Origin of the sequence: Rhodococcus sp. EPR-157, assembly GCF_001647195.1 — a bacterium.
Taxonomy (GTDB): Bacteria; Actinomycetota; Actinomycetes; order Mycobacteriales; family Mycobacteriaceae; genus Rhodococcoides.
Genome location: NZ_LVCV01000632.1, coordinates 1 through 4,246 on the forward strand (window position 1 = coordinate 1; position 4,246 = coordinate 4,246).

The 4,246-nt window shown below is 63.5% G+C and carries 5 protein-coding genes; 4 read left to right on the plus strand and 1 reads right to left on the minus strand.

Annotation, left to right across the window (positions count from 1 at the left end; all coding sequences use genetic code 11):
• The coding region (locus A2J03_RS26875) for a TCP-1/cpn60 chaperonin family protein (protein WP_331712411.1) at window positions 1-430 on the plus strand (430 nt) is incomplete at its 5' end.
• 106 nt (window positions 431-536) lie between these two features.
• Here the strand turns inward: A2J03_RS26875 and A2J03_RS30240 are convergent.
• Window positions 537-830: a WhiB family transcriptional regulator gene (locus A2J03_RS30240; protein WP_082898115.1), complete on the minus strand. Its 294-nt coding sequence runs from the start codon at window positions 828-830 to the stop codon at window positions 537-539.
• Between the two features lie 831 nt (window positions 831-1,661).
• Here A2J03_RS30240 and A2J03_RS26890 point away from each other — a divergent pair.
• The 3 genes from A2J03_RS26890 to A2J03_RS26900 all read left to right on the plus strand — a co-directional run bounded on the left by A2J03_RS26890 (window position 1,662) and on the right by A2J03_RS26900 (window position 4,197).
• Window positions 1,662-2,507, plus strand: coding sequence for a hypothetical protein (locus tag A2J03_RS26890; RefSeq protein ID WP_068380442.1), 846 nt, complete (start codon window positions 1,662-1,664; stop codon window positions 2,505-2,507).
• Between the two features lie 123 nt (window positions 2,508-2,630).
• Window positions 2,631-3,209, plus strand: a complete 579-nt coding sequence (locus A2J03_RS26895; RefSeq protein ID WP_068380444.1) for a sigma-70 family RNA polymerase sigma factor — start codon at window positions 2,631-2,633, stop codon at window positions 3,207-3,209.
• Entirely contained in the window at window positions 3,202-4,197 is a 996-nt protein-coding gene (locus tag A2J03_RS26900; RefSeq protein ID WP_068380446.1) for an anti-sigma-D factor RsdA, read from the plus strand. Before A2J03_RS26895 ends, A2J03_RS26900 begins: the two co-directional genes overlap by 8 nt.
• Window positions 4,198-4,246 lie beyond the last annotated feature (49 nt).

Genomic DNA, 4,246 nt, shown 5'->3' on the forward strand with positions numbered 1-4,246 from the left:
CGATGCGGTCAACGCGGCCAAGGCTGCCGTCGAAGAGGGCATCGTCCCCGGTGGCGGTTCCGCGCTGACGCAGGCTGGGCTGTCACTTGCGGACAATCTGGGCCTGACGGGCGACGAGGCGACCGGTGTCGCCGTGGTACGCGCCGCGCTCAACGCTCCGTTGTTCTGGATTGCCACGAATGCCGGCCTGGACGGATCGGTCGTCGTCAGCAAGGTCGCCGAGTTGGCCAAGGGCCACGGCTTCAATGCCGCAACCCTCACCTACGGTGATCTGCTCGCCGACGGTGTCGTCGATCCGGTCAAGGTCACGCGTTCGGCCGTCGTCAATGCCGCCTCCGTTGCGCGCATGATTCTGACGACCGAAAGTGCGATCGTCGAGAAGCCGGTGGACGCCGAAGAGCCCACGGGCGGACACGGTCACAGCCACTGAGCTTCACGCTCCACGAGACAAGACGACGGGCCCATTCCGATCTGCGGAAGGGGCCCGTCTGTTGTTCGGTCCAGGCTGTTGTGTTCGGTCCAGGCTGTCGCCGACGTCAGACCGCGATGCGTCGTCGATTGTGGCGAGCGTGCATCTCTCGCTCGGTCTCGGACATGCCGCCCCAGATTCCGTACGGCTCCGAGACACTGAGGGCGTGCGTCCTGCACTGCGCCAGCACGGGGCAACTGCGGCACATCTCTTTCGCTCGCATCTCCCGCTGGGCACGCGCACGGCCGCGTTCGCCATCTGGGTGGAAGAACATCGACGAGTCGACGCCACGGCACAGGCCGTGCATCTGCCAGTCCCAGATATCGGCATTGGGCCCAGGGAGGTGATTCGGCTGTGGCATGAGAACTCCTAGGGTGTGTGCTCGCCGTGAACGTGTGCGGCGACGCGTGAAGAAGACGCCTGACAGTGTGAATGTGTGCTTCGCTCGGCGGTGAGGTCGAACTTGTGGTGAACTCGTTCCGAAGGACCGGTCAGAACTTCGTCGGGACTTCGGGTACGACGCCAACGTTATTCGTGGCGATGAAATCGCGTCAATAGTTCTTCACCGTGTGCATTTGCATAGGCAGAACTCGAGAAGTTAACGTGGCCGACATTTACAACAGCACATTCCCGTGCGACGCATTCTTGGAGATGAAATCTCCGACCCGTGCCACTATTGCTGCGTGGGGCCTCGGACTGGAAGCGCGATCGGTCTGTCTCGCGTGGAACGTCGCCTCGCGGCGTGGCGGCGCGAGTGCGACTGTTGGCCTCGGAGCTGCTTTGTTTCTGCTGCTCGAGCTGCTGAACTTGATGGTGTCGCGCTGCGGGACGCGGGAGACCTGCAGTGGCAACATATCGCCCTCACGCAGATTCGGCAGGTGCCTTCGGTGCTCGGTGACGGCCGTGGTTCACGTCGTACGCACGCATCGTGCGTTGCTCGGTGGGCTACTCCGATAGGCGGCGCAATGTTTCCGCTTAACCTGTCGGCTACAGAATCGTCAGAAACTACTCACCGAGCGTCCATGAAAATATATGTTAATTCCATGAAACAAATCGTATGAACGAATGACATGGAATGGCGAACCAAGTCAATGTCCGATTCTCCGCGGGTGGAAAGAGCGAGAATCCAGCGTCGACCGACCTGAAAGTGCTCGCCGGAAGGGCCCGAACCTCTTCGTCGTACCGTTGATGGGTGCTACTGGATGAGGACGCAGCCGTGTTGCCCGCCGGCGAGGACGGCTTTCGTGCCGCCGCGTGGGGTGACGATCCTGGCCGATGGCCGCTGCCGGCGGCGACCGATCCATTCGACAGGTGGCATCGTGCGGTCGCGCTCGGCGGACAGGGGAGGTACAGCGCCGCCTGCGCCGAACTCGACGAGGCCGAGCGCAATGTCGCCGTGACAGCAGGGCTGCGGTCGCTCATGGCCTCGACGAGGGCCTCATGGTCCAGACAGATGGGTGCGCACGTACGGGCGTCGAGATACGACGGAACCGCGATCGCCCTCGTCGGACTCGCAACGACGCGCGTAGGCCCGTTCATCACCCATGCCAGGTGTGACGCGTTGACCGGACTGGCGGCGGATGCCCTCGGGGTCGGGCGGTTCTCGGCCGCAGACGCGCTGTTGACCCGATGCGAAGAGCTGATGGTCCGTGAAGGCCGTAAGGGGTCGCTGTGGCGACAGCAACTACGGCTGCGGTGGGTGCGAGCGGAACTTGCCATGGTCTCGGGCGATGGAGCCGGGGCGGTACGACACGCACTCGACGCGCGCGAACTCGCCACCGAGACCGATTCGTTACGACACATCACGAAAACCGAATTGATAGTCGCCGCGGCTGTCAGTTCGCTGGGAGATATCGAGCGCAGTCGTCACATTGCGCACAGCGTGCTCGACGCCTGCTCGGAACACGGGCTCGTGCCGTTGCAATGGGCTGCGGCCATGCTGACGACGGGTTTGGGAGACGCCCCGGCGTCGCCGTCGATCATCGCCGAGTGCACTGCTCTACTCCGTCAGCGTGGCGGTGTACTCGCTGATGCATGAGACCACGGACCGAGTGGTTCGATTACGCGGATCCAAGGTCGCTATCCTTACTAGGTTCCACCTGCTGGTGGAAACGCTTGTCGAACTGGGCGGCGTCACTGTAACGCGGGGATCTCTTGAGCGATGAACAACACGGGTGAGGAGTTGGACTCCTTCGTCGTTGCCGCAGCGCAGGGCGAGCGAGCCGCACTCTCCCGAGTATTGGAAATCATCCGTCCACTAGTCGTGCGGTACTGCCGCGCCCGAGTGGGGTCCGCCGAGCGTGGTCAGCTCTCTGCGGACGACGTCGCGCAGGAGGTCTGCTTGGCAGTCATGACCGCCTTGCCGCGCTACCAGGATCAAGGCAGACCATTCATGGCGTTCGTGTACGGCATCGCGGCACACAAGGTCGCAGACGCCCACCGAAGCGCATCACGTAACAAATCGGATCCGGCCGCCGAAGTACCAGATGTCGTGTCGACGGAACACGGACCGGAGCAGAGAGCTCTGGAGTCCGAGTCGAGTAGACAGATGATCGCCCTGCTGGACACCTTGCCGGCGAAGCATCGAGAGATTCTCGTGCTCCGCCTTGTCGTCGGACTATCGGCGGAGGAAACAGCAGCGGCAGTCGGTAGTACTGCAGGCGCCATCCGCGTTGCTCAACACCGAGCCATCGCGAAACTGAAGAACGAAGTTGTGAAAGCGGGTGAAATGTATGGCTAGGAACAACGGCCGCGATGGCATTCCCCGCATCGGTCGACCGGATCGGGCGCCGAATACTCCAGCCAGCAGCCCTCTCGGCGATCTGTCCGACACGGGAATGGTGGACATCGCGGCGGTACGTCGAGACGACGAGTTCATCGAAGCCATCCGTGGTGACGGTCCCGTCGCAACGGATAGCGCTGATGAGTATCAGCTGGCTCTGTTGCTTGCGAACTGGCGCGCGGAGATACGTACACCCGCATTGCCCGCCGGCCCGGATCTGGACGAGGTTGCCGCCGCGGTAGATCAGGAAATCGCGGCAGCCGGGTTGCGGCGCAAGGCATCCGGCCGGTCGAGGCACGGTCTGCTCCGTCCGGTTGCCGGTGCTGCCGCGGCGATCGCGTTGGTGATGGGCGGGCTTGTGGTCTTCTCGTACAACTCGGCTCCAGGTGACGCGCTCTGGAGTGTCAAGTCCGTCGTGTTCTCGGAACAGGCTGATTCGACCGTCGCGCAGATCGATACGACGTCGAAGCTCGAAGAGGCGGAGCAGCTGATCGCCGCGGGCGACGTTGCGGGAGCCCAGGCCTTGCTCGATGGAGCATCGGCGACGTCGGGCGGCATCATCGACCAAGCTCAGCGCACCGATCTCGAGGTCTGGTTGCAGCGGCTGATGGAACAACTGCAGACGATCGTCCCGACGATTCCGCCTGTTCAGCTGCCACAGCAACAAGTGGTCGTGCCGGACCCCGTGGTCCCTGAGGTTCCCGCCGTTCCGGTGACGTCGGTGCCAGTGGTACCCCCGCTGGTGACCACTACGGCCGTCACGTTGCCTCCGGTGACCAGCGATCCGGTGTCGCCACCGCCGCCGACGGATGCCCCGGTCACGACGACAACCGATCCAGCAGCCTCGATCATGCGCGAGCCGAACCCGACGACGGCTACCGCCAGTGGGTCGACCGACGGCGGCACGTCGCAGTCCGGCGTGGACACGCTCGACAACGGAGGCTGACGCACCCAGTTCTGCTGGCGTCCTCGGCAACGAAAAGGTGCCCTACACG